The following is a 25,780-nucleotide window of genomic DNA, read 5'->3' on the forward strand; positions in this document are numbered from 1 at the left end:
GCGCGCCGGGCGCTTGAGCAATCTGAGGGCTCCGCGCCCGGCGCGCTTGCCCAACCCGAAACCGACCACTATCAACCCCAAGGACTCTCGTTATGAACGAGGGACGACCGGGGGGCAGGTCATTTTTGGTGCATTATTGGTGCCCTGCCTATTCTGAGCACCAACACTCAAAAGACCGCCCTTGGGGCGGTCTTTTGGTTTTCAGCCCGTGACTTCCCAATTTGATGCCGTAATATTGCCGTCAGGCATAATTATGCCTGCCTGTGTTTGCGGAGCGCGAAACCATGGCGGCACCAGCCCTGACGGAAGACTACCAGCTTAAGCTGGAAAAGTTCATCTCGACCGTTCCGCCCTATGTCGGCGATCTGCCCGGCCAGACGCCAGAGGTACGGTCAACCGGCAAGGGATCGAAAACCCTGACCACGGCGAAAGGCAAATTTTCGTCGGATGATGTGAAAGCCATCGCTGATGGCATCGTGACGAACCCCGATTTTCAGCGGATGACCGGCTATAGCCAGCGCAGCTTGCTCGACAAATGGGTCAACGACCGCACCACCACCTGCAACGAGTTCTGTTCAAAATGCGCGGTGGCAATGGGCTATACCTCAAAGGATGGGGTGGGCCGGTTTGATATTGCCGACTGGCTGACGCGCTATGGCCTTGGCCATTGCTGGGTGCCTGCCAGCAGTGGAGCCATGCCAAATTATGGCGATGTGTTCCGCATGTTCGCGCAGTCATCCGACCACAACGGCACCAACCTGAACCACATGGGCGTGTCGCTCTATGTCGAGGGCGCAAATTGGTACACGGTTGAATCCGGCCAGGGCGGACCGAGCAATGGCTATGATGCGATCAAGCGCAAGCGCCACGACTGGCGGCCTGATGCCCTTCAAGGCTGGGTAAACATGAAGGCGCTGATCGACGCGGGCAAGCCCGTGCCCCATTGGCTGGGCGGCTGGTGGGAAGTCGAAGAAGGCGCTTACGAGGTGTGGTATTACTACTTCGAGGCGCCGAACAAAGTATATTACTCGTCTGAACCGCCCGCAAACCTTTACGCCCCGCCGATGCGGCCCGGAACGGTGGGATCGTTCGCAATGAAGGGCATGTTCGGCGTGCAGGTCTTCTGGAACAGCGCCGATGTGGACGAAGATTTCATGGCAGGCTTGCAGGATTCCAAGAAGCGCAAGTTCACCATGACCGGCAAAACCACGCGCGGCGTGCCGTTGACAGCCACCCGAATGATGATCAGCGGGCTGTTGTAGCCGTCTTTTGCCATGATCGGCGGGCAGCGGTTGACCCTCTGCCCCCGCCGGGTCTATCGAGGCTGCGACCCCATCTGACGGAACCCCGCACCTTGGCCAACCATCTGCACCAGAACGACCTGCCCGACGGCCTGACCCTTGGCCCCGTGGTCGCCATCGACACCGAAACCATGGGCCTTGACCCACGCCGCGACCGACTGTGCGTGGTGCAATTGTCCAGCGGCGACGGTAACGCCCATCTGGTGCAGATCGCCCGTGGCCAGACCAGCGCGCCCAATCTGGAACGGTTGCTGACCGATCCGGCGGTGTTGAAGCTGTTCCACTTTGGCCGGTTCGACGTGGCCGCCTTGCAAAAAGCTTTTGGCGTGCGCACCGCGCCCGTCTGGTGCACCAAGATCGCATCCAAGCTGATCCGTACCTATACGGATCGCCACGGCCTGAAATACCTACTGATGGAATATGTCGGCGTGGATGTTTCCAAGGCGCAGCAAACCAGCGACTGGGGCTCTGCCGTGTTGACCGATGCGCAAAAGGACTATGCGGCATCGGATGTGCTGTATCTGCACAAGCTGAAAGACGCGCTGGAGGCGATCTTGCACCGCGAGGGCCGGATGGATCTGGCGCAACGCTGTTTCGATTTCCTGCCCGCACGGGCGGAGCTGGACCTTCTGGGCTGGGACGAACCGAATGACCTCTTCCACCACTGATTTTCTGGTCACCGACTTTCTGGCCACCGGTCGCCGCGTCATCGCACGCGAAGCCGAGGCGCTGACCGTGCTTGGCGACAGCCTTGGCGACGGGTTTGGCGCGGCGGTTCGGCTGATCCTGTCTGCCGAAGGGCGGGTCATCGTGTCCGGCATGGGCAAATCGGGCCATATTGCGCGCAAGATGGCGGCAACCTTTGCCAGCACCGGCACGCCTGCCCATTTTGTTCACCCCGCCGAGGCCAGCCATGGCGATCTGGGCATGGTGACCAAGGGCGATGTGGCGCTGCTCATCTCGAATTCGGGTGAGACAGCGGAACTGGCCGACATCATCGCCCATACCCGTCGCTTTGGCATTCCGATGATCGGCATCACCGGCAAACCAGATTCGACCCTTGCCCGCCAGTCAGAGGTGGCCTTGCTGCTGCCCGCCGTGCCAGAGGCTTGCGATACCGGCATCGTGCCCACCACCTCCACCACCATGACGCTGGCCTTGGGCGATGCGCTGGCCGTGGCACTGATGGAGCATCGCAAGTTCACGCCGGAGCATTTTCGCATGTTCCACCCCGGCGGTAAACTGGGTGCCAAGCTGCTGAAGGTGCGCGATTTGATGCACGCCGACCTGCCGCTGATCAACCATGACGCCCCGATGAGCGAGGCTTTGCTGGAAATCAGCGCCAAGGGCTATGGCGTGGTGGGGGTCACCGATGCCGACGGCTGGCTACAGGGCATCATCACCGATGGCGACCTGCGGCGACATATGAACGGCCTGCTGGACCTGTCGGCGGGCGATGTGATGACGCGCGGCCCGCGCACTGTTTCGCCCGATGCGCTGGCCGAAAAGGCTGTGGCTCTGATGAATGACAAAAAGATCACCTGCCTTTTCGTCATGGCAGATGAGGCCCCCGGCCAGCCGCTGGGCATCGTTCATATCCATGACTGCCTGCGCGCAGGGGTGGTCTGACATGGTGTTTCAGGCTCGCGACAACCTGCATTCGCGCGTTGTCGCCGTGCTGAAGATCGCGCTGCCGCTGCTGGCGCTGGCCATCCTGTCGTCGCTGTTCCTGTTCTCGCGCCAGATCAACCCCGAAGATGCCATCCCCTATGCCAAGGTTGATATCGAGGACCGTCTGCGCGAACCCCGGCTGACCGATGCGGGCCTGTCGGGGGTAACCGCCGACGGTGCTGCACTGACCCTGAACATGGCCGAGGCCCGGCCCCGCCCCGATGGCAGCGGCACGGCCAAGGGCATCACTGGCAGACTCGCCACGCCAGACGGCTCCACCACTGACATTACCGCAGGAACCGCCGAGGTGGACAATGTCGCCAAAAGCGCGGAACTGGCGGGCGGGGTGACGCTGAAATCCTCTGCAGGTTATACTGTGATTAGCGCCGGCTTCGGCCTTGCGCTGGATCGGACCTGGGCCGAAAGCCGCGGCGCCGTCACGGCAGACGCCCCGATGGGCAAATTGACGGCAGATCGGATGAAACTTTACCAGAAGGGCCAAGGCGGCGGCTATCTTCTGGTTTTCAACGGCAACGTCCACTTGCTATACCAACCGGCGAAATGACGGGATTTCCCATGATCAAGCCCTTTGCCCTTATCGCCCTTTGCGTCGCCCTTCTGCTGGGGCCGGATGCGGCCTTTGCGCAGGGCACGAACCTGAAATTCGGTGGTTTGAAGGGCGATCCCTCTCAGCCGGTAGAGGTAAAGGCCGACAGCCTGTCGGTCGATCAGACCAATGGCGCTGCGGAATTTGCCGGTAACGTGCTGGTCACCCAAGGCGCCATGAAGCTGTCGGCTGACAAGGTGACCGTCACCTATGCCGCCGACCAAAAGCAGGTGCAGTCGCTGCATGCCACCGGCAACGTGCTGCTGGTGAACGCAACCGATGCCGCCAAGGGGAACGAGGCGGTCTATACCATCGCCTCCGGGGCCGTGGTGATGACGGGCGATGTGGTGCTAACCCAAGGGGCCGCCGCGATCAAGGGGCAGAAACTGTCGGTCGATCTGAAATCCGGCACCGGCCGGATGGAGGGCGGCGTGACCACAACCTTCGTGCCGGGGGGCAACTGATGTCGCCCGATCACGCGACCGAGGCACCCTCGGCGCAGGGTCTGTCGATTCGCGGGTTGCAGAAAAGCTACAAACGCCGCCCGGTGATCCGCGATGTGTCGCTGGATCTGCGGCAAGGCGAAGTGGTGGCACTGCTTGGCCCGAACGGCTGCGGCAAGACCACCACCTTTTATTCCATCGCCGGACTGGTCATCCCGGAACGCGGCAAGGTCACCATTGACGGGCGCGACGTGACATCGCTGCCGATGTATCGCCGCGCCCGGCTGGGCATTGGCTATCTGCCGCAAGAGGTCTCGATCTTTCGCGGCCTGTCGGTCGAAGACAACATTCTGGCCGTTCTGGAGATTCGCGAGCCCGACCGCCACAAGCGCCGCGAACGGCTGGAAGAGTTGCTGGGCGAGTTTTCCATCACCCATATCCGCCATGCCCCCGCGCTGGCCCTGTCGGGCGGCGAACGGCGGCGGGTGGAAATTGCCCGCTGTCTGGCGGCGGAGCCGAAGTACCTGCTGCTGGACGAACCCTTCGCCGGGGTGGACCCGATCGCCGTCGGCGAAATCCGCCACCTGGTGCATGATCTGAAAAGCAGGGGAATCGGCGTCCTGATCACCGACCATAACGTGCGCGAAACACTGGACATCGTGGACCGCGCCTACATCCTGCATGACGGCACTGTGCTGAAAACCGGAACGGCGCAGGAAATCGTTCAGGATGAGATGGTTCGCCGCGTCTATCTGGGCGAGAATTTCCGCATCATTTGACGATGCTGTCACACCGTTATTGACAAGCGCAGGGCGGCGTTCCCAAATGAAGGGGATGCACGCGATATGCGCCCAGACCCGAATGACACAAGCGGCCCGCCACCGGCCCCGCCGCAGATGGGAACTGGGCAGAATTTCCCCTTTCTCTCAATGGGAAAACCCCGCCCCGGCAACCCGTGCCGGGGACTTCTACGCATATGTAAAGGAGGCATCATGCGCTACCAGATCAGCGGAAAACAAATCGACATTGGTGAAGCCCTTCAGACCCATGTGAAGGCCGAACTGGGCGAGGTGATAGAGAAATACGCCCAGCGCCCGACCGATGCCACGGTGGTGTTTTCGCGCGTTGCGCATGAAAACGTCTGCGAAGCGGTGATCCATCTGTCTACCGGACTGACGGTGCAGGCCAAGGGCCATGCCACCGAAATCTATGCCGCTTTTGAAAGCTGCCGCGAAAAGATGGACAAGCAGATGCGCCGGTACAAGCGGCGCCTGCGCAACCATCATACCAACCGCGTAGAGCCGGTTGAATTCGAGGGCGGCTCCGCCTATATCCTCGCGCCAACCGAGGAGCCGGAAGACGCAGATACCGACGCGCTACAGCCGATTGTCATCGCCGAGATGGAGACGAAGATTCCGTCAATCACCGTGGGCGAGGCGGTCATGCAGCTGGAGCTTGCCGGGCAGCGTCTTTTGGTCTTTCGCAACGAAGGACATGGCGGCGTGAATGTGGTGTACCGTCGGGATGACGGCAACATCGGCTGGATCGATCCGCGCAACAGCAAATAAGGCCCGGTTCAGGGCCAAAAGGACGAACAGGCATGAACCTTGCCAAGCTTTTGACACCCGGCGCCGTGCGTGTGCTGGGCCAGATGACCAGCAAGAAACGGTTGTTTCAAGAGCTTGGTGAGGTCGCCGCCCAGGCCTATGGCCTGAATGCGGCCCAAGCCTTTGACGGCTTGCAGGAGCGCGAAAGCCTGGGGCCAACCGGGGTGGGCAACGGCATCGCCCTGCCCCACGCCCGGCTGGAAGGGCTGACCCAGATCGTCGGGCTGTTCGTGCGGCTGGAAAAACCGCTGGAATATGACAGCGTGGATCGTCAGCCGATCGACCTGGCCTTCTGCCTGCTGGCGCCAAAGGATTCAGGCGTCGATCACCTCAAGGCGCTGGCGCTGGTCAGTCGTACCATGCGCGACGCGTCAGTTTGCGCCAAGCTGCGCGCCAACAGTGATCCGGCCAAACTTTACGCCATTCTGACCGAGGCAAAGGCGATTCAGGCCGCCTGATCCGGTTCAGAAGCCGGGCTGCCAGTCGCCAAAGCCGAAAGCCGTATAGTCCCGGCCATAGGCGGCGCGGGCCGCGGCCTCCAGATCGGGGCCATAAAGGCTGTCGAGCGCATAAGGCCCGGTCGCTACGGCGGCGGGCAAGGCAGGCAAGGGCCGCCCGATTTCCGCCGAAAGCCAGGCAACGCCCTCGGCCAGCCGGTCTTCACGGATTACCAGATCAGGGCCCTGCAAGGAGGCAAAGCCCTGCAAGATGGTTCCTTGGGTCGCCAGATGCGGCGGAGTGCGCAGTTCGGTCCGGCCGTTGTGCAGGTGGCGGATCATGTCCAGAAACACCAACAGACCCTCGCGATATTCGGCGGCACTGGCAAAGCCTTTGCCCTTGGGCGGCAGGGTGAACTTGTGAACCCGCTTCAGATAGGGCCGCAGCTCCGGCATCCATTCGCGCGCGACGAAATCGGAAAAGGCGGCATGCGCGCGCGCCAGCGGATGGCGCAGCACCGTAAAGCTGCGGTGGCCCGGATTGCCCTCGCGCCAGCGGCGCAGGGACTGGCGGTCCATGCCCGTCTGCACCCCGCCCATCGCGTTCAGCCATTTGCGCAGCCTTGCCTCTGGTGCGGCCTTGATCGGCATGAACAGCAGGGGCTGTACCTCTGACGCCAGATAGCTGGGCACGGCACCGGCGCGGCGCGGCTCAAAACTGGGGCTGTGGCTTAGGGCAAAGAAATCGACCTTGGCCAACCCCGCCTGCATTTCGGCGGGGTTCGACACCTTGTCCAGAATCGGTTCGGGATTCTGTTTCTTGAAGCGATAGTTCAATGCCTGCAACCGCGCCTCTACCCCCAGAAAGGCGGCAAGACCGTTCAGCACATCCAGATCAAGGATATCATCATAGTCGATATAAAACGCGGTCTGCCCGGTGGCCTGCAACTGGTGGGTCAGGCGGCGCTGGAACTGCTGCAATACATCCAGCCGAGCGGTGAATTCCTCCAGATCGAACGGGGGCCGCACGGTTTTCAGATGCTTGGTGTTGGCCAGCCACCACTGATCGCTTTCCATCGCGATTTTCCAACTGACATAGCTGTCCAGATGGTTGCGCGTCAGGATGATCTTGGCCACCGCCGGATCATTCACCACCAGATCGAACACGCGCGGGTCATGGTCGTTGAAATAGCGAAACCCAGACATCCCGTCGGTGCCCGTCACCATGGCGCGCAACAGGCTGCGCGGATCGGCGTTGCGCTGATCCAGCGACACGCCCAGCAATTCTTGCTTGCCCTCCCCGCCAATGAAATAGGGGTTGAACGCCTCGCCATGGCATCTGACGCCCGCCAGATCGTTCAGATTGGCTTCCAGAAAATTCGATCCTGTCCGCATTTCGGCGAACACGACAAAGCTGGTGAATCGCAGGGTTGGCATCCGGTCAGTTCACCAGATAGGGGCGGCCACGGCGCGGTGGATTGCCGCGCAGATCGTCATTCACCGGGAACTCTCCCATCAGAACCGGCTGCATCCCCTGATTGCGCAGGTTCTGCAAGAACTGGCCAAAGCCGCTAAGGTCGGTCAGCCGCGGCACCTCGGTCAGCCGCCGCATCGAGCGCGGGCTGATCTCATCCACCACGGTTTGCAACGGCTCCATCGGGTTTTCCACGAATTCCGCCAGCGTCCAGACCCGCACCCGCGCCTTGGCCCAAGGGCTGCGCAGCATGGCCAAAAACTCCGCTTCGATCTTTTGCAACTGCGCCGCCTCGCGCCGGATATCGCTGAAATTCCTGTTCGAATGGAACAGCGGCACCGCCCAGGCCCCCGAAATCACCGAGATCTGGGCATTTGGATCGCCCGCCATAAAGGTGGCCAGCGCCTGATTGTCGCCCGGCCCGAATTGCAGGCATTGGCGCTCTCCGCGCGTGTTCCACAAGAGGTTGGTCAAGAACCCCTTGGGGGTATAGTCGCGCAAGGTCGCGCTATCGGACAGGGCACCATTATAAACCGTCTCGCGCCCGGCAAACTCTACCCGATCGGGCGCGAACAGATGGCCGTGTACACGTGTGCCGGTGGTCTTGCCCAGCCAGACCTCAAAATTCTCGAACACATCGGTGAAGCCTTCGAAAACGGCGTAGGGTGCAGCGGTGCGGCCATTTTCCCAGTTTTCGTTGGGGTAGCGGCTTTGCATGTAAAGACCTGCGCGGCCCTTGGTGCGCCGTTCGACCGCCTTGGAAAACAACCGGTCGATCTTGCCGGGGTTCGGCTCTGCCGCTTGCGCGCTGGCATTGTCGGTCAGGAAGTTGCGGTAAAGCTTGTCGGCATGGGGCCAGATCTTGCGCGCGACAAAGCAATCCGACCGCCGCAGGATTTGCAGGTGGTCGTCATAAAAGATATGCGGCTTGCCCTGAAAGTCGAACTTCGACAGCGTCAAAGACCGGCTTTCGACATTGGGGGAAACCTGCCGTACCAAGGTCTGGAAATAGCTTTCATCGGGAATCCAAACCCGGCGAAAATAGCGGTCAATCTCATCTCGATCCGGGTTTTCCAGAATGGCCGAAAGCGTCTGCCGCGTCAGGCACCACCATTGGCTGCCCAGATGCGGCACCACCCCCGCAGGCACCTTACGGCGAAAACCGACGCGGCGCTGAACCCGGACATACCAGTCAAACAACCGCCGTTGCTTGCGCCAGCTAAAGGGAAAGCGCAGGGTAAAGCGTTCGACATCCAGCCCCCCCACCGTCCAGCCGACATCTTCGGTCGTCACGCTTTCAATGAAATCGGTGCGCGGGCGGGCATCAAGATAACGGATCAACTCGCCCACCGGGCGCAGCGGCAGGCAGGCCCCCGACGCAAGGTAGACATGCCGCACGCCGGGAAATTCGGCCAGTATCACTTCGCTTGCGTCTTGCGTCGCGGCAATCAGCCCCCAGGTGCCCCATTCACAGGAATGACGGCGCGAAAACCGCACATTCCCCAGATCTTCCAACTGTTTGAGCAGTCGCGCATGGGCCTTGCGTCCAACCCGTTTGTCCACATGAATCACCACCGGACAATCCCGCTCGGCCCAGTGCCGCGCCACTTGCGCCGCGCGGTCCAGCGCGGTGTGGCACAGCATCACAAAGCCAAGCGAGCCGCTTTTCATGCCCAGTTCCCCTTGGACATGAGGCCCAGAATCTCCAGCTGGCGCCAGTTGATGTACTTTTCGCTCCATTTGCACCACAGGTCAGGTTCGGTGCCGATGACCTGGCTATAGGCGCGGTATTCGTGGCTGTTGGCATAATGCTGGCGCCGCGCCATCTCTTCTGCCGCCTTGGTGCCGAACGTGTCGAGGAACTTGGCGTGCAGTAACACGCCAGAGGCCTTTTCGCCGCCCCATTCGTCGTAAACCTGGTTAAGCCCGCGCGGCAGCAGCGAATGGGTTGAGCTGACATAGGCATAGCTGCGATGCCATTTGACCAAGGGCACCTTGTTCAGCGCAGGCGCACGTTCGGGGGCATCGGCAAAGAACATCCGCATCCGTGGGCCGCCCTGGATCCACAGGTTGCCGAATTTGCGGTTGCGGTTGATGACGTAATTGCCGCTATCGAACCAATTGGCAATTTCCAGCGGGTCTTGCCCTTCGCTGTAAGGCTGCGCATCGAACGGGCCCTTGGGATACATATCCAACAGCATCGCCGAAAAGGACTTGATCGACGATGCATCCAGCCAGTCGGTCAGCGCCCGCAGGGGTCGGGTATCGCAGAACGGATAGACAAAGAACTCATCCGCATCGACCACCAGCGTCCAATGCCCATGGCCATATTTGCGCTGCAACCAGTTCAGCCAGTCAGCGCCAAAGCGCGCCCGTTTATAGCTGGCACTTGTGGTCCAGACCGAGACGTCCGGCTGCTGCGCCAGATATTCGCGCCCGCCATCGTCGCTGTCGTTATCAACGAACAGAAAATGGTTGACCCCAAGGTCGCGGTAATAGCGCAGGAAAAACGGCAGACGAATTTTTTCGTTGCGCAGCGTCGAAAACAGTAGAATACCATCGCGGGAAATCAGGTTCGTGCGATCAACCACGGGCTGCAATTCGCGACGCTTGCGCATTGCACGCACAAGCCACCGCTTGCGGGCCAGTCGCAAGACATATTGAGACAGTAACTTCACCCCCGCCTCACCCTGCTGCCAGACGCTCTCTGGCACATCCTGTCAGGCAGGGCTTAAGACCGCGTTGAAATGAGCCTCCCACGTGGGAAGCACAATCCTTGCGTCTGTCTGACCTGCCCGTTCTGTCGTCTGAACCAGTTCTTCTATCTTTGTTGCCCAAGAATACCGATTGGAATCGTTCAGGTAAACCGGATAGTCGCCAAGAGTCTCATGGATTACCGGCAGTTTCAGCGCCAGCACCGGAACACCCAGCGCCGCCGCCTCTAACGGGGGCAGACCGTAGCCTTCGGCCAGGCTGGGAAACAGCAGCGCCCGCGCACCGGCCAGCAAGGCGGCAACCGCGTCATCGGGCAGCCCGTTCAGTTCGGTGATCGCACCGCCCGGCGGCAATGCGTCGAGCCGCGCCAGCAGGTCGGCCCCGGCCCAGCCGCGCGCGCCGATCAGCAACAGTTGGGGCGGGGCGGCCAGCACGTCCCAGACATCCAGCAACAGGCCAATATTTTTGCGCGGTTCAATCGTGCCCAAAGCCACGAAGTAGGGGCGCGACAGGGTCGGCCCGGCGGGCAACGCGGCAGGGTCGGGCCGCGCAGGCATGACACCCAGCGGCGCGGTGCAGCCGGGCGGCACCCGGCCCAATCGGGCAAAATGCCCCTCGGTCAACTGGCGGGTGGCAGCGGTCAGGTGGATCACCCGATCCGCATGCTGCACAACCGCCGCCAGTTTGCGACGAAAGGCATCGGGACTGCCCACGCGAACCAGATCGGGGTGGTCCAGCGGAATGGTGTCATGGATCAGAACCGTCACCTTCAGCCCGCCGCGCTGAACCTGCCGCAACGTGCGGGGCACAAGGTTTGCATGGCCAAGGTTCAGATAGATGCCCCCGGCAGGGCACCAGCGCCGCACCATCCGCGCCAGGCCAAAACGGCTGCACCGTGCCACCGCCAGCCGCCGCGCCAGCGTTTCGGCCCGCGCCCAAGCGGGGTGCCTGCGATGCGTCAGCCGCGCCAGACCATCCGCCCGCGCGGGCAGATCGGTGGTGAGCAGTGCCGCCATCCCCACGCGGTCCAGCAACAAAAAACCCGCCCCCGTGCGGATCAGCGCAAGGGCGGGTTCTGTCTGTTTCACCAGTTCGGCGGCCCATGCCGCCTCTACCCGATCAATCCCCGTCATCGGCCCCCGGCCCAGACGCGACACACTGCGCGTCAGGTCCAACAGCCGCGCCGGGCCTGCGACCAAGGTTACTGCGCCGCCTGTTGCAGGGCGATCATGTCATGCAGATAAGCGTTGAACTCTTCCCGCAGATCGGGGCGCGCCAGACCAAAGGCCACGGTCGCCTGCAAGAAACCTGCTTTCGATCCGCAATCATAGCGCTGACCGCGGAAGCGGAAGCCATAGACGTTGCCCTTCGGCACCTCTTCGGCAATCGCATCGGTCAACTGAATCTCGCCACCGACACCCTGCTTGATCTTGTTCAGGTTATCCATCACCGAAGGTTGCAGGATATAGCGCCCGATCACCGCAAGGTTCGAAGGCGCTTCTTCCTTCTTGGGCTTTTCGACCATGCCCTTGGCACGCACGATCGACCCCATATCCTCGGCAATATCAAGAACGCCGTAGGACGAGGCCTTTTCGGGCGGAACCTCCATCGCAGCAACAATGTTGCCGCCAGTGTTCTCATAGGCTTCCATCATCTGGGCAAGACAGGCCTTTTCGGCCGCGATCACGTCATCGGGCAGCAGAACCGCAAACGGCTCATCCCCGATCAGACGGCGGGCGCACCAGACGGCATGGCCAAGACCCAGCGCGCGATTCTGGCGCACATAAGCAATGGCACCAGAATCCATGTTGGTTTCCTTAAGAACCTCAAGAAGCTGGTCCTTGCCCGCCTTTTTCAACGCGCTTTCCAGTTCGGGCGCGTGGTCAAAGTAATCCTCCAGCGCGGATTTCCCGCGCGAGGTGACGAAGATGAATTCCTTGATGCCCGCAGCCCTTGCCTCATCAATCGCATATTGGATCAGCGGGCGATCAACCAGGGTCATGATCTCTTTCGGGATCGACTTGGTGGCCGGCAGGAAACGGGTGCCCATTCCCGCAACGGGGAAGACGGCCTTGGTAACTTTCCGGTGTTTCATGGATTTCTTCTTGGCCTGCTCAGGTGCCATAACAATTGTCCTCATGCCGGCGCAAATGCGCCCTGACGGATGCAGCATAACGCTTGCTGCGCTGCGATAGCATAGTTTTTTGGCGCCGATCAGGTTTCATCGCCGATAAATTTCCCCTCTCGGCAAGGTTCCGCATCCATTGGCCGAAATTTCGCCCAATAGCGGCATTCGAGGCGAATTCTTGCGCCAAAACCAAGCAGCCGTAGGCGTGGGCCTGCGCGCAAAACCTGCCCGAACAGGCCGCCCTGATGCAACCAGAAGCCGTGCGGATCGAATCGCACCGAATGGCGGCGGGGCGTTGGTGACAAACTGTAAACAGTGACAATGGCTTGCGGGGCCTTCAATTTGGCCTCGCGCAGCAATCGCCGCCGGCTCCAGATGCGCCCCGCCAGCACAAGGCCCGGACGTGGCCCGGTATCGGCCAAGGGTTTCAGATCCGGCGTGACTGCTCGCAGCGGGGCAAATTCGCGCAACGCGCGGCTCTCCCCATCGGCCCAGCCCTGCTCCAATCCTTTCAGCAGGGCCGTTACCTCAGCCACAGTCAGCCGCCCCGCCTTGCGGTGGCGATCAAGCCGCGCCTTTTGCTGTTCGCGCAACAAAGCCAGCCCCCCGCCCAGCGCCTCCGGCGCATGGCGGCGCAAAAAGACGGCGGTTGAGGCGGCAATCTCTTGCAAATCGGTCGGCACGCGGTCCGCCCGGCGACGGGGAGAAGCTTCGAACCCGTGGTGAACCTGCGCCAGTGGCACAATGGCGGTCAAACCCTGCGGACCAAGCCGCAGATTCACATCTGCCTCGTCCAGATAGAAGCGATAGGCCGGATCAAACCCACCGACCGCGCGCAAAGCGGCGGCGCGAAAGGCGCAGTTTGTGCCCACGGTCTTGACCGCAAAGCCGGGACGCGAGGGCAGCACCGCGCCCTCTTCCGGCACCTCCAGCGGGTGGTCCTGCCCCCGCGCATCCACCGATGCCGCACGCCATTGATAGGAGATTCCGTTCCGCCCGCGCACAAACCCCGTGGAGGCGACCACATCGGGCAGGTGAAAGGGCCGCACCAGACGCGAAAGCCACGTCGCCTCTGCCACCGCATCGTCGTCAATGAAGGCCACCAAAGGCGCTGCGGCCTGCGCCAGCCCCAGATTGCGCGCGGCAGAGATATTGGGCTGATCAAACCCCACCAGCTTCAACCCCAGCCCGGTGGCCTGTGCCGCCGCCAGCCCTTCAGGATCGGCAACCACAATCACCTCGAACCGGGGATGATCCTGCTGAGACAGCGCCACGAGACAGCGCGCCAGCGAGGCCGCCCGATGGCGGCTGACGATGACAACACTAGCGTCATCAGGGCTGGCGTCGGGCGGCGTCATCCCATCGCGGCCATCATCGCCTCGATCACCGGCACGTCGCTGGGGTTGTTCAACTCCCAGAACTGCCGCCCGCGGGCCTGCACCTGCACGCACAGCACCTTGCGGCCGTTTTCCAGAAAGCGCAGCTGCTCCAGCCCCTCCAACGCCTCCAGCGGGCCAAGCGGCCATGATGGATAGGCGTGCAAGGCGGCAGGGCGATAGGCATAGACGCCGACATGGTGGAACACTGGCGTCGGGTCTTCGTCGGCATAGGTCTTGCCGGTGTAGGGGATCACTTCCTTGGAGAAATACAGCCCCCGGCCACCCACACCGAACACCGCCGTGGTGCCCCCCACCCTGCCCGCCCGACGGTCGGCCAGAAAGCCGTTCAGCGCCCGGCCATCACAGCGCAGGACGGGGGTTGCAATATCGGCCTCTGGGTCGGCCCGCAGACCTGCCACCAGATCTTCGACAAACCAAGCCGGGGTCAGCGGCGCATCGCCTTGCAGGTTCACCACCACGTCATAGCCGGGCAGGGCCGCAGCCACCTCGGCACACCTTTCGGTTCCATTCTGGCAGGCGGGTGAGGTCATCACCACCTCGGCGCCAAAGCCCGTCGCATGGTCGGCGATGCGCGTGTCGTCGGTGGCCACCACCACCCGGTCCACGCCCTGGACGGCCACCGCCGCCTCCCAACTGCGGCGGATCAGGGTCTTTTCGCCGTCCGGCCCCTTCAGGCTGACCAAGGGTTTGCCGGGATAGCGCGTGCTGGCATAGCGGGCGGGAATCGCGATCAGCACGCTCATTTCTTCAACTCCACACCGGGGGCGAAAGCGATGAAGAACGGGTTGTCCCAGCCGGGCTTGCCATAGGCCAGAGGTGTATGGTCATCGAACCGCACTACCTGCCCCCCCGCCCCGCGCAGAACGGCATCGCCCGCTGCGGTGTCCCACTCCATTGTGCGGCCAAGCCGGGGGTAGAGATCGGCCTCGCCCGTGGCCACAAGGCAGAATTTCAGGCTGCTGCCCGCCGACTTCATGTCCTTGAAGGCGTATTTCCCGATGTAGTCATCGGTCGCCTGATCGCGGTGCGATTTCGAGGCGACAACCATCAGCGCGCCATTGTCAGGCTGGCTGACCCGGATGGAATGCAGCGCACCGGGGGTATCAAGGGCGAAATCGCCGGTCTCTTCCACCGCCGTGCCACCCGGCAACGTGTAGAACAGCCGCTTTTGAGCGGGTGCATAGACCACACCGCGCACCGGCACGCCATTTTGCACATAGGCGATGTTCACCGTGAAATCGCCACGCCGTTGCACGAATTCCTTGGTGCCGTCCAAGGGATCAACGATCAGAAAGGTGCTGGCGGTCAGGGCATGGCTGGCGGCCTGTTCCTCGGTGATCAGCACCACATCCGGGAAAGTCGCGCGCAACCCGGCCGAGATCAGGGCATCCGCCGCCTCATCCGCCTCGGTCACCGGGCTTTGGTCCCCTTTGACCTTCACCGCGAAATCGGGGCCGTCATAGACCTGCATGATCCGCGCACCAGCCTCAAGCGCCAGACGACGAAGAATCGGAATCAGCCGGTCGAAATCCATGAATGCCCCCTGCGCGGCTCATGCGCGCATCGTTGATTAACCTGATTTCTGCCCTTATCATGCGCCATCAAGGGAACAGCAAGATTTCCCGGCGAATATGGGGCCTCCCCCATGAGGAAGCGCAGATGTTCCGGCCCGAGGCAAAGGTTACCCCCTTTCACAGCGCGGTTGCGCTGAGTGAGCTGATTTTTCACGCCACCGTACGCCGGATACGGAAATCGCATGGCAATGCAATCATCGGGCTGTTGATGGCGATTTCGCAATCGGTCGTCGGCATCGCGATCATGATGCTGCTTTACAACCTGATGGGCAACAACAACGCCCCGGTACGGGGCGACCGCATGATGTACATCATGTCGGGCATTTTCAGCTATATGACCCATTCGCGCGCCATACGGGCGGTCTCGTCCGCCGAAGGTCCGACCTCATCCATGATGAAACACGGTCCGATGAACACCATCGTCTCGATCAGCGCCTCGGCACTCAGCGCGCTTTACATGCAAACCCTATCGGCGGCAGTCATCATGTACGGCTATCATGTGCTGTGGCACCCGGTCACGGTGGATGAACCGGTGGGCGTTTTGCTTATGTATCTGCTGGCTTGGCTGTCGGGCTGTGCAATCGGACTGGTCTTCAAGGCGCTGGTGCCTTGGGCACCCGATTTCTTCGGTGTACTCACAATGGCCTATACCAAGGCCGACATGGTGTTTTCGGGCAAATTATTTCTGGCGAACGTGACGCCCATGCACATTCTGGTATTTTTCATCTGGAACCCGCTGTTCCACATCATCGACCAGATCCGCGGCTTCATGTTCCTGAATTACACACCGCATTATAGCTCGATCCAATATCCGGTCGTGGTGACCGTGGTTCTTCTGTTCGTCGGCCTCTTGGGTGAACGCTTCACCTCGCGCCACGTTTCGGCAAGCTGGAGCGCCCGGCGCTAGCACCCTGACGGCAATTGCACCTTTCACCGCACGGTTCGTGTCGGATTCATCACAACTTGGCCCCTGCCGCCGCTTGCAGGCCCAAATCGGCCCCCCTATATACGCCCAGAAGCCGGATGAGGGCCACCTCCTCCGGGTCTCACATGGGATCGGGACGGGATGCCTTATCGGGTTCCGCCCCCACATATCGCCGAAGGAAAGGGACCACACATGGCCAAAGTCATTGGTATTGACCTCGGGACGACGAACTCTTGCGTCGCCATCATGGACGGCTCGCAGCCCCGGGTCATCGAAAACTCTGAAGGCGCACGCACCACGCCTTCGATCGTCGGTTTCACCGAAACCGAGCGTCTGGTGGGTCAGGCTGCAAAACGGCAGGCTGTCACCAACGCCTCGAACACCGTCTTTGCGGTGAAACGCCTGATCGGCCGCCGCATCGGCGATGCCGAGGTGGAAAAGGACAAAAAGCTTGTTCCCTATTCCATCGTCGATGGTGGCAATGGCGATGCCTGGGTTTCGGTGCGTGGCGAAAAGTATTCGCCGTCGCAGGTTTCGGCCTTCATTCTGCAAAAGATGAAGGAAACGGCTGAATCGTATCTGGGCGAAACCGTCACCCAGGCCGTTATCACCGTGCCCGCCTATTTCAACGACGCCCAGCGTCAGGCTACCAAGGACGCAGGCAAGATTGCCGGTCTTGAGGTGCTGCGCATCATCAACGAACCGACCGCTGCCGCGCTGGCCTATGGCCTCGACAAGAAAGAATCGCGCACCATCGCGGTTTATGACCTTGGCGGCGGTACGTTCGACATCACGGTTCTGGAAATCGACGACGGCCTGTTCGAAGTGAAATCCACCAACGGGGACACCTTCCTTGGCGGTGAAGACTTTGACATGCGCATCGTCAACTATCTGGCGGATGAGTTCAAAAAGGAACACGGCGTTGACCTGACGCTGGACAAGATGGCCCTTCAGCGCCTGAAAGAGGCGGCAGAAAAGGCCAAGATCGAACTGTCCTCGGCCAGCCAGACCGAAATCAACCAGCCGTTCATCTCGATGGACCGCAACACCGGGCAGCCGCTGCACCTGGTGGTCAAACTGACGCGCGCCAAGCTGGAAAGCCTGGTCGATGATCTGATCAAAAAGTCGATCAAGCCCTGCCAGGCCGCGATCAAGGATGCTGGCATCTCGATCAGCGACATTGACGAGGTGGTTCTGGTCGGCGGTATGACCCGGATGCCCCGCGTGATCGAGGAAGTGACCAAGTTCTTCGGGAAAGAGCCGCACAAGGGCGTGAACCCGGACGAAGTGGTTGCCGCCGGTGCCGCCATTCAGGCCGGCGTTCTGCAAGGCGACGTGAAAGACGTTGTGCTGCTGGACGTGACCCCGCTTTCGCTGGGCATCGAAACGCTGGGTGGCGTGTTCACCCGTCTGATCGACCGCAACACCACGATCCCGACCAAGAAAAGCCAGATCTTCTCGACCGCCGAAGACAACCAGAACGCCGTGACGATCCGGGTGTTCCAGGGCGAGCGGGAAATGGCCGCCGACAACAAGATGCTGGGCCAGTTCAACCTGGAACAGATTCCGCCCGCCCCGCGTGGCGTGCCCCAGATCGAGGTGACCTTCGACATCGATGCCAACGGCATCGTGTCGGTGAAAGCCAAGGACAAGGGCACCAACAAGGAACAGGCCATCACCATTCAGGCCTCGGGCGGTCTGTCGGATGAGGACATCGAAAAGATGGTCCGCGACGCCGAGGCGAACGCCGAATCCGACAAGGCCCGCAAGGAACTGGTCGAGGCGAAGAACCAGGGCGAAAGCCTGCTGCATTCGACCCGCAAATCGCTGGCCGAACATTCCGACAAGGTCGATCCCTCGACCGTGGAATCGATCGAGCTGGCGATGGGCCCCTTGGAAGAAGCCCTCAAGACCGAAGATGCGGGCAAGATCAAGGGTGGCATCCAGAACCTGACCGAAGCGGCAATGCGCTTGGGCGAGGCGATCTACAAGGCGCAGGCCGATGCGTCAGGTGGTGATGAAGCCGGTCCGCGCGACGTGGATGACGACATCATCGACGCCGACTTCGAAGACATGGGCAACAACAAGCGGAAGTAAACCGCTTGGGAACCAGCAAAGGGCGGCCCAAGCGGCCGCCCTCAGCGTTCCCCTCATTGGGGTTTTGCCATGGCAAAGCGTGACTACTACGATGTTCTTGGGGTGGCTCGCGGCGCATCGGCCGACGAGATCAAGAAGGCTTACCGCCAAAAAGCGAAAGAGCTGCACCCCGACCGCAATCAGGAAGATCCGAACGCCGAAGCCCAGTTCAAGGATGTGAACGAGGCCTATGACGTTCTGAAAGACGATCAGAAAAAGGCTGCCTATGACCGCTTTGGCCATGGTGCCTTTGAAAATGGCATGGGCGGCGGTGGCGGCCCGCGCGGCGGCTTTGCCCAGGGCGATTTTGCCTCTGCCTTCTCGGATGTGTTCGAGGATCTGTTCGGCGATTTCATGGGCGGTCGCGGCGGGGCGGGCGGGGGCGGGCGTGCCCGGTCGCAGCGCGGGTCTGACCTGCGCTATAACCTGCGCGTGACGCTGGAAGAGGCGTTCAAGGGCGTTCAGAAAACCATCAACGTGCCGACCTCCGTCGCTTGCGATGTTTGCAAAGGCACCGGGGCCGAAGGCGGGGCAGAACCTGTCACCTGCCCGACCTGCTCTGGCATGGGTAAGGTGCGGGCGCAGCAGGGCTTTTTCACCGTTGAACGCACCTGCCCCACCTGCAACGGCGCGGGTCAGATCGTCAAGAATCCGTGCAAGAACTGCGCCGGCCATGGCCGGATCGAGAAAGATCGCTCTCTCTCGGTCAACATCCCGGCAGGGGTGGAAACAGGTACCCGCATCCGCCTGGCGGGTGAGGGCGAGGCCGGTCTGCGCGGCGGCCCCACGGGCGACCTTTATATCTTCATCGAGGTCAAGGATCACCCGATCTTTCAGCGCGACGGGGTGAACCTCTATTGCCGCGTCCCGGTCAGCTTTGCCACCGCCGCACTGGGTGGCGAGGTTGAGGTGCCCACGATTGATGGCGGCATGAGCCGGGTAAAGGTGCCCGCAGGCAGCCAGACAGGCAAGCAGATGCGCCTGCGCGCCAAGGGCATGCCCGCCCTGCGCGGCGGCGGGTCGGGTGACATGCTGATCGAAATGTCGGTGGAAACCCCGGTCAACCTGACCGCGCGGCAGAAAGAATTGCTGCGAGAATTCGAGCAGTTGTCGGAAGAGAACAACCCCGAAGGCAAAACCTTCTTCTCCAAGGTCAAAGGTTTCTGGGATGGAATGAAGGGCAGTTAACCCTTTCTTCACCATGTGATCGCAGATTGAAGCCATGGCAAACCATGGCTTCAATGATTCCGGGCGGTCGCTGTTTGATATGCCGGGTGATGCGGACGAGGCAGAGGCATCGCCCCTGCCCGGCAAACTGCCCAGCTATATCGCCGATCACCGCAAACGCCTGCGCAGCCGCTTTATGGAAGGCGGTGCTGCCGCCCTGCCCGATTATGAAATGCTGGAACTGGTTCTGTTCCGCGCCATTCTCCGGCACGATGTTAAGCCTCTGGCCCGGCGTCTGCTGGACACGTTCGGCGATTTCAACCGGGTGATCTCGGCCTCTCCGGCCCGCCTGACCATGGTCATGGGTGTGGGCGACGCCGTGGTACAAGAGTTGAAGATCGTCGAAGCCGCCGCGCAGCGCCTGAGGCGGGCCAAGGTGATCAATCGCCCCGTGCTCTCATCCTGGGACGCGCTGCTCGACTATTGCCACACCGCGATGGCCCATAGGGATACCGAGCAATTCCGCATCCTTTACCTCGACCGAAAGAATGTGCTGATCGCGGATGAAGAACAGGCGAAGGGCACCGTCGATCATGTGCCAGTCTACCCACGCGAGGTGGTCAAACGCGCGCTCGAACTGAACGCCAGCGCGCTGATCATGGTGCATAACCACCCCTCGGGCGATCCGACCCCAAGCGAGGCAGACATCAGCATGACCATACAGGTTCAGGATGCCGCGCAGGTGCTGGGCATCACCCTGCACGACCATCTGATCATCGGCAAAAGCCGTGAGGTCAGTTTTCGCTCGGCGGGGTATCTTTAACAAAGGCCGGGCGCACCCACAGTTCGACCCGCCGGTTCAAACGGCGACCTGCGGCGGTTTCATCGCAGGCCATCGGCATCGCCTCACCAAAGGCCTCGATCCGGGGCAACTGATCTTCGCTCAGGCCCGGCGCGGCCTCTTTCAACTCCAGAAAAACCCGCACCGCCCGGTCACGCGACAGGTCCAGATTGGCCTTGGCCGCCCCCGTACCGTCGGAAAAGCCTGCCAGCATCAGGGTCTGCCCCTTGAAGGCCCCGGCCTCCAGCAGTTGCGCCAGGTCTTTCAGGTTGTCCTGGCTGTTGCGGTCCAGATCGGACGCCCCATCCTGAAACCGGAAGGTGAAGGACAGCCGGTCCGCCCCGTCCATCAGACCGACCAGCCGTTTCAGGTCTTCCAGCGTGGTATCTTCCCCCGCGCCCTGAATGGCGTTGATCAGTCGCAGGCCGTCCTTGGTCATTGGCGCACGCTCTATCCCGCGGTCGATATAGCCCCCCGCCGCCACAGCCGCCTGCGCATGGGGCGTGGCCATGAATTCCAGCAGTTCCCGCGCGGCAAGGGGCAGGCGGCGACGTGGCGTCAGCAGATAGACTGGCAGTGTCAGGGGGTAATCCTCGGCCTTGACGGCCAGCGGATCGGGCAACAGCGGAAAGCCGCATGTGTCCGACAGCGGCAGCACCCGCGCGCGCCCCGCACTGGCCCGACCCGTCACCGCCAGCGCCCACGGGTCGCGCGCCACCGCCTCTGCCAGACTGGCGAGGTCGGGGTGCATCACTGTCGCCACGATCTCGCGCCCCAGCCGCGCCGACAGGGCAGCAGCCAGATCGCTGTCAGCTTCCAGCCCATGCAGCACCAAGGGCATGTCGGGGCCACCGATCTGGGCCCAATTGGTGATCTCTCCGGCAAGGGCGCTGGCCAGATCGGGGGTGGAAATACCGGGCATCGGATTGTCGGGCGCCACGATCGGGATCAGCGCATCCAACGCCACCGATTTGGAGCCGAAATCAGGCTCGGTTGCGGCGGCCAGCATCAATTCGGCGCGCCCGGCCAGCATGGCCGCCCGCGCGTCCGAAGGCGCTAACGGCTGAAAGCTGAACTCTGCCAACACTTTGCCGGTTACCGGGTCGGACAGGCGGATCACCGCCTCGGCCTCCTCGAGTCGCAAACCCCGCGCCTCGGCAAAGGCGCGCAGCACCACGGGCAGCAACATCCGCCCCGGATCGGCCGCCCCCACAATCCGCACCACCGATTTCGGCGCCGTGAGTTCCGGGCATGCCGGCCCGTCGCACAAAACGCCAGCGGCATCCACTGTCAGCGGGCCATAGCCGGTATCCAGCCGATAGAACTCTCCATCAAAGCCCTGCAAGGTGCCCGCCACCGAAAGCGCCCCGTCGCGAGAGGTCAACGTGACGTCCTGCGCCAACGCAGCCCCCCCAATAAGAAGCGCGGCGATCATCGCCGCGCATCTTGCAAAGCCCGTCATCTGTATTCCGCCCGACCTTTAGTTCGCGGCGGCGATATTCGTCGTCGGGGCAAGATTCTTCAACACCAGATAACCCCCTGCGGCGTCACAATCCGGCATCGTGACCGCCAGATCCTGCACCTGCACCTTGCCGCCGGTTGAAATCAGCGTCTGGCCCAGCAGTTCGCGGCCACAGGTGGCGGGTTCAATCGCCGCCTCGACCACGATATCAGAGTGAACGCTGCTGTCGGCAGGATAAGTGTAAACCGCCGCCAGCAAAGGAGTCGGAGCGGCGTTATCCCCCAAAAGCGTCATGAACCCCTGCGTGGCAGGCAGCAATGCCGAAGGAGAACGCGTGTTTTCGGCCCAGACATCGCCGGGCGTGCCGTAGCCAGAGCCGCCTTCGAACCCGTGCAGCAAAAAGGCGTCGTCCTGTTGCCACTGAATGGCAAAGCGGCGCAGCCCGGCCAGTTCGGGCGTGGTGATCCGGTTTGTGGCGCGGGTACCATCAGCAAAGACCACGGCCACCAAGGCGTCGGTCGTCAGGGCAGGCATGTCCAGAAACAGACCACCCGTGGCATTGGTCATGGCGGTAAAGGTCAGGCCCTCTTGCTGCACCACCACGCGCTGGTTGCTGTGGCAGGCGGCAACAAGACTGACCCCAATCATCGCAGCCGGTTCGGCCACAAGGTCCAGCGCAACGGGGCAGCTTTGTACGCCCGGCTGCACCGCCAGATCAACCTTGGGGGCTGGATCGGCAGCCGCAGGGGCAGGCAAGACGGGTTGCTGCATGACAGGCGGCGCCAGCACCACCAGCGGCACCTTGGGCATTGGCAAAAGCTCTGCTGTGACAGGCCGTGGCTTGGTGGTTTCCGGCCCGGCAGCCACCGGCTCGATCGCCTCTGGCGTCGCCTCCAGCGAATGACGGGCCTGTTCCTGCGCGGCCTTGGTCTGCACCAGATGACCAGCCGCCAGTGCGACCGACAGCACGGCAACAACCCGTGCGATTCTGCGCTTCCACTCCAACATCTTCACCATCGCCCCCGAATGACAGGCAAAATCTGCGCGTCAAACGGGGCGAGGGCGTGGCAAAACCTTGGAATGTTTCCCGTCAGGGTGGCGGGAATCCGGCAGTCTGGCCAGATTCAGGCCAGACGACCGTGGCAATGTTTGAACTTTTCACCCGATCCGCAAGGGCAAAGGTCATTCCGCGAAGGATTACCCCAGGTTGTTAGGTCCGATTCGTCGAAACCGGCCAGACGTTCTGCCTGCGGCGCCGAAACTGGGGCATCCGGGGCGGAAACAATCACGGGGGGGCTCTCCTCTTCGGGCTGCTGCTGTGCGGCGGCCTGCTGCGCTTCGATCTGGGCCATCATGGCCGCCTGCTCTTCACGCGTGATCGGGCGGATCATCGACAGGCGTTGCGTCACATCCTGCCGCAACCCGTCCAGCATGTGTTCGAACAACTGGAACGCCTCGGTCTTGTATTCGTTCAGCGGGTCACGCTGCGCATAGCCGCGGAACCCCACGACCGAACGCAGATGCTCCAACCGCAAAAGGTGGTCGCGCCATTTGCCGTCGATGGTCTGCAACAGAAGCTGCTTTTCGATGTTGCGCATGGTTTCGGGGCCGAAGGCATCCTCTTTTTGCGCCATCTGCGCATCAGAGGCTTCGGTGATCCGCTTGCGCATCACATCCTGATCCACGCCCTCTTCGGCGGCCCAATCCACCACCGGCAGATCGAGGTTCAGCTTTTCGGCGATGCCAAGACGCAGGCCTTGGGCATTCCAATGGTCGGCATAGCTTTTCGGCGGCAGATAGGCATCGACCAGATCATCGATCACCGAATGGCGCATGTCGCGGGCAATCTCGTCCAGATCTTCGGCTTCCATAATCTCCATGCGCTGGCCAAAGATCGCCTTGCGCTGGTCATTCATCACGTCATCGAACTTCAAAAGCTGCTTGCGGATGTCAAAGTTGCGACCTTCCACCTTGGCCTGCGCGCGTTCCAACGACTTGTTGACCCAAGGGTGAACAATCGCCTCGCCTTCCTTCATGCCCAGGCTGGACAGCACCTTGTCCAGACGTTCGGACCCGAAAATCCGCATCAGGTCATCTTCCAGCGACAGGAAGAACGACGACCGGCCCGGGTCGCCCTGACGGCCAGAGCGACCGCGCAACTGGTTGTCGATGCGGCGGCTTTCGTGGCGTTCGGTGGCAAGCACGAACAGGCCCCCAGCGGCAATCACCTTGGCCTTTTCGTCGGCATGTTCCGCTTCGATCCGGGTACGCACCTCGTCTGGGTGGGCTTCGGGGTTGGCGGCAATTTCTTCCAGCACCTTCATCTCGACGTTGCCGCCAAGCTGAATGTCGGTGCCGCGACCGGCCATGTTGGTGGCGATGGTCACAGCGCCCAAGCGGCCCGCATCGGCCACGATCTTGGCCTCTTGCTCGTGCTGACGCGCGTTCAGCACATTGTGCGGAATGCCCGCCGCCGTCAGCAGGGCCGACAGCGATTCAGACTTGTCGATAGAAGTGGTGCCGACAAGGATCGGCTGGCCCTTGGCATGGGCCTCCTGAATCATCTTGACGATACCTTCGTTTTTTTCGCGCGCGGTGCGGTAAACCGCATCATGTTCATCCTTGCGCTGGACGGGGCGGTTGGTCGGCACCTCGACCACACCCAGCTTGTAGATCTCCATGAATTCGTCAGCTTCGGTCAGCGCCGTGCCGGTCATGCCCGACAGCTTGGCGTAAAGCCGGAAGTAGTTCTGGAAGGTCACGCTGGCCAAAGTCACGTTTTCGGGCTGAATGGCCACATGCTCTTTCGCCTCGATCGCCTGATGCAGACCGTCCGACAGGCGGCGGCCACGCATCATACGCCCGGTGAATTCGTCGATCAGCATCACTTCGCCGTCACGCACGATATACTGCTGATCCTTGGTGAACAGCTTGTGCGCCTTCAGCGCCTGGGTGGCGTGATGCACCAGGGTCGAGCTTTCGGGATCATAAAGGCTCTGCCCCTCGGGCAGCAGACCGGCCTGCGACAGCAGGGTTTCAATCGCCTCGTTGCCCTCTTCGGTCAGCGTGACGTTGCGGGCCTTTTCATCCAGCTTGTAATGCGCTTCGGTCAGGTGCGGGATCAGGACGTCCACCTTTTGATACAACTCGCTGCGGTCCTGCGACGGACCAGAGATGATCAGCGGGGTGCGCGCCTCATCGATCAGGATGCTGTCCACCTCGTCCACGATGGCAAAGAAATGGCCGCGCTGCGCCATCTCTTCGATGCTGCCCTTCATGTTGTCGCGCAGGTAGTCAAAACCCAGCTCGTTGTTCGTGGCATAGGTGATGTCGGCCCGGTACGCGCCGCGCTTTTCCTGCTCTTCCTGATAGGGGTAAACAACGCCGGTCGTCAGGCCCAGATGGCCGTAAACCTTGCCCATCCATTCCGCGTCGCGCTTGGCCAGGTAGTCGTTCACGGTGACGACATGCACGCCCTTGCCCGCCAGCGCGTTCAAATAGGCCGGAAGGGTCGCCATAAGGGTCTTGCCCTCGCCCGTGCGCATTTCGGCGATGTTGCCCTGATGCAGGAAAATCCCGCCCATCAACTGCACATCAAAGGCCCGCAGGCCCAAAGCGCGGCGCGCCGCCTCGCGGCAGTTGGCAAAGGCTTCGGGCAAGAGATCATCCAGATCCTCGCCCTGCTCTTGCACGCGTTTTTGAAACGCCCGGGTCTTGGCGATGATCCCCTCATCGCTTAGCGCGGCAAATTCCGGCTCCAGCGCATTGATCTTGGCGACCAGGGGCTGCACCGATTTTACCTTGCGGTCATTCGGCGTGCCGAAAACCTTGCGTGCAAGCGCACCAATACCCAGCATGTTCTCTCCGACCCGAATGATCCTGACATGATCGT

Annotated in this window: 23 protein-coding genes; 12 read left to right on the top strand and 11 right to left on the bottom strand. The window is 61.8% G+C overall.

Going from position 1 to position 25,780, the window contains the following annotated elements:
* Positions 1-284 precede the first annotated feature (284 nt).
* The 8 genes from JI744_RS16295 to JI744_RS16330 all read left to right on the top strand — a co-directional run bounded on the left by JI744_RS16295 (position 285) and on the right by JI744_RS16330 (position 6,087).
* On the top strand, positions 285-1,262 hold the full coding sequence (locus tag JI744_RS16295; protein WP_202662237.1) for a hypothetical protein: 978 nt from the start codon (positions 285-287) through the stop codon (positions 1,260-1,262).
* A 92-nt stretch (positions 1,263-1,354) separates the two neighbouring features.
* Positions 1,355-1,969, top strand: a complete 615-nt coding sequence (locus JI744_RS16300) for a ribonuclease D (protein WP_202662238.1) — start codon at positions 1,355-1,357, stop codon at positions 1,967-1,969.
* Positions 1,950-2,930: a KpsF/GutQ family sugar-phosphate isomerase gene (locus tag JI744_RS16305; protein ID WP_202662239.1), complete on the top strand. Its 981-nt coding sequence runs from the start codon at positions 1,950-1,952 to the stop codon at positions 2,928-2,930. The genes JI744_RS16300 and JI744_RS16305 overlap by 20 nt, the downstream gene beginning before the upstream one ends.
* Before the next feature lies 1 nt (position 2,931).
* The gene (locus JI744_RS16310; protein ID WP_202662240.1) at positions 2,932-3,537 is read left to right on the top strand and encodes a hypothetical protein; all 606 of its coding nucleotides are present in this window, start codon (positions 2,932-2,934) and stop codon (positions 3,535-3,537) included.
* A gap of 11 nt (positions 3,538-3,548) precedes the next feature.
* Positions 3,549-4,043: a lipopolysaccharide transport periplasmic protein LptA gene (gene lptA / locus JI744_RS16315; RefSeq protein ID WP_202662241.1), complete on the top strand. Its 495-nt coding sequence runs from the start codon at positions 3,549-3,551 to the stop codon at positions 4,041-4,043.
* Complete coding sequence (gene lptB / locus JI744_RS16320) at positions 4,043-4,801, top strand: LPS export ABC transporter ATP-binding protein (RefSeq protein WP_202662242.1); 759 nt, start codon at positions 4,043-4,045, stop codon at positions 4,799-4,801. Before lptA ends, lptB begins: the two co-directional genes overlap by 1 nt.
* 213 nt (positions 4,802-5,014) lie before the next feature.
* Positions 5,015-5,590, top strand: a complete 576-nt coding sequence (hpf, locus tag JI744_RS16325; RefSeq protein WP_202662243.1) for a ribosome hibernation-promoting factor, HPF/YfiA family — start codon at positions 5,015-5,017, stop codon at positions 5,588-5,590.
* Between the two features lie 32 nt (positions 5,591-5,622).
* The gene (locus JI744_RS16330; protein WP_202662244.1) at positions 5,623-6,087 is read left to right on the top strand and encodes a PTS sugar transporter subunit IIA; all 465 of its coding nucleotides are present in this window, start codon (positions 5,623-5,625) and stop codon (positions 6,085-6,087) included.
* Positions 6,088-6,093: 6 nt separating this feature from the next.
* Here the strand turns inward: JI744_RS16330 and JI744_RS16335 are convergent, their stop codons facing one another.
* The 8 genes from JI744_RS16335 to cysQ form a co-directional block, all read right to left on the bottom strand.
* The gene (locus tag JI744_RS16335; RefSeq protein WP_202662245.1) at positions 6,094-7,503 is read right to left on the bottom strand and encodes a nodulation protein NodH; all 1,410 of its coding nucleotides are present in this window, start codon (positions 7,501-7,503) and stop codon (positions 6,094-6,096) included.
* Positions 7,504-7,507: 4 nt separating this feature from the next.
* Positions 7,508-9,211, bottom strand: coding sequence for a beta-1,6-N-acetylglucosaminyltransferase (locus tag JI744_RS16340; protein ID WP_236019508.1), 1,704 nt, complete (start codon positions 9,209-9,211; stop codon positions 7,508-7,510).
* Complete coding sequence (locus JI744_RS16345) at positions 9,208-10,158, bottom strand: glycosyltransferase family 2 protein (protein ID WP_202662246.1); 951 nt, start codon at positions 10,156-10,158, stop codon at positions 9,208-9,210. Before JI744_RS16345 ends, JI744_RS16340 begins: the two co-directional genes overlap by 4 nt.
* Before the next feature lie 102 nt (positions 10,159-10,260).
* Positions 10,261-11,454 (bottom strand): glycosyltransferase, encoded by a 1,194-nt coding sequence (locus JI744_RS16350; RefSeq protein WP_202662247.1) that lies wholly within the window; start codon positions 11,452-11,454, stop codon positions 10,261-10,263.
* A gap of 2 nt (positions 11,455-11,456) precedes the next feature.
* On the bottom strand, positions 11,457-12,350 hold the full coding sequence (gene galU, locus JI744_RS16355) for a UTP--glucose-1-phosphate uridylyltransferase GalU (RefSeq protein WP_202662248.1): 894 nt from the start codon (positions 12,348-12,350) through the stop codon (positions 11,457-11,459).
* Positions 12,351-12,469: 119 nt separating this feature from the next.
* Positions 12,470-13,741 (bottom strand): glycosyltransferase family 2 protein, encoded by a 1,272-nt coding sequence (locus tag JI744_RS16360; RefSeq protein WP_202662249.1) that lies wholly within the window; start codon positions 13,739-13,741, stop codon positions 12,470-12,472.
* The gene (locus JI744_RS16365) at positions 13,738-14,526 is read right to left on the bottom strand and encodes a 3-deoxy-manno-octulosonate cytidylyltransferase (RefSeq protein WP_202662250.1); all 789 of its coding nucleotides are present in this window, start codon (positions 14,524-14,526) and stop codon (positions 13,738-13,740) included. The genes JI744_RS16360 and JI744_RS16365 overlap by 4 nt, the downstream gene beginning before the upstream one ends.
* Positions 14,523-15,317 (bottom strand): 3'(2'),5'-bisphosphate nucleotidase CysQ, encoded by a 795-nt coding sequence (gene cysQ / locus JI744_RS16370; protein WP_202662251.1) that lies wholly within the window; start codon positions 15,315-15,317, stop codon positions 14,523-14,525. The genes JI744_RS16365 and cysQ overlap by 4 nt, the downstream gene beginning before the upstream one ends.
* Before the next feature lie 125 nt (positions 15,318-15,442).
* On the opposite strand from cysQ, the gene JI744_RS16375 reads away from it, so the two are divergent.
* The 4 genes from JI744_RS16375 to radC all read left to right on the top strand — a co-directional run bounded on the left by JI744_RS16375 (position 15,443) and on the right by radC (position 20,408).
* On the top strand, positions 15,443-16,264 hold the full coding sequence (locus JI744_RS16375) for an ABC transporter permease (protein ID WP_202662252.1): 822 nt from the start codon (positions 15,443-15,445) through the stop codon (positions 16,262-16,264).
* 210 nt (positions 16,265-16,474) lie between these two features.
* On the top strand, positions 16,475-18,379 hold the full coding sequence (dnaK, locus tag JI744_RS16380) for a molecular chaperone DnaK (RefSeq protein ID WP_202662253.1): 1,905 nt from the start codon (positions 16,475-16,477) through the stop codon (positions 18,377-18,379).
* 69 nt (positions 18,380-18,448) lie between these two features.
* A complete protein-coding gene (gene dnaJ, locus JI744_RS16385; RefSeq protein WP_202662254.1) occupies positions 18,449-19,606 on the top strand; it encodes a molecular chaperone DnaJ in 1,158 nt (385 codons plus the stop codon).
* A gap of 34 nt (positions 19,607-19,640) precedes the next feature.
* Positions 19,641-20,408 carry a RadC family protein gene (radC, locus tag JI744_RS16390; RefSeq protein ID WP_202662255.1) on the top strand — a complete coding sequence of 256 codons (768 nt, stop codon included), beginning with the start codon at positions 19,641-19,643 and terminating at the stop codon, positions 20,406-20,408.
* Here the strand turns inward: radC and JI744_RS16395 are convergent.
* The 3 genes from JI744_RS16395 to secA form a co-directional block, all read right to left on the bottom strand.
* The gene (locus JI744_RS16395; protein ID WP_236019509.1) at positions 20,380-21,861 is read right to left on the bottom strand and encodes a phosphate ABC transporter substrate-binding/OmpA family protein; all 1,482 of its coding nucleotides are present in this window, start codon (positions 21,859-21,861) and stop codon (positions 20,380-20,382) included. The genes radC and JI744_RS16395 overlap by 29 nt on opposite strands.
* 45 nt (positions 21,862-21,906) lie before the next feature.
* A complete protein-coding gene (locus JI744_RS16400; RefSeq protein WP_202662257.1) occupies positions 21,907-22,905 on the bottom strand; it encodes a hypothetical protein in 999 nt (332 codons plus the stop codon).
* 107 nt (positions 22,906-23,012) lie between these two features.
* On the bottom strand, positions 23,013-25,745 hold the full coding sequence (gene secA / locus JI744_RS16405; protein WP_202662258.1) for a preprotein translocase subunit SecA: 2,733 nt from the start codon (positions 25,743-25,745) through the stop codon (positions 23,013-23,015).
* Positions 25,746-25,780: the final 35 nt, after the last annotated feature.

It is taken from the genome of Fuscibacter oryzae, from assembly GCF_016765795.1.
GTDB lineage: Bacteria > Pseudomonadota > Alphaproteobacteria > Rhodobacterales > Rhodobacteraceae > Fuscibacter > Fuscibacter oryzae.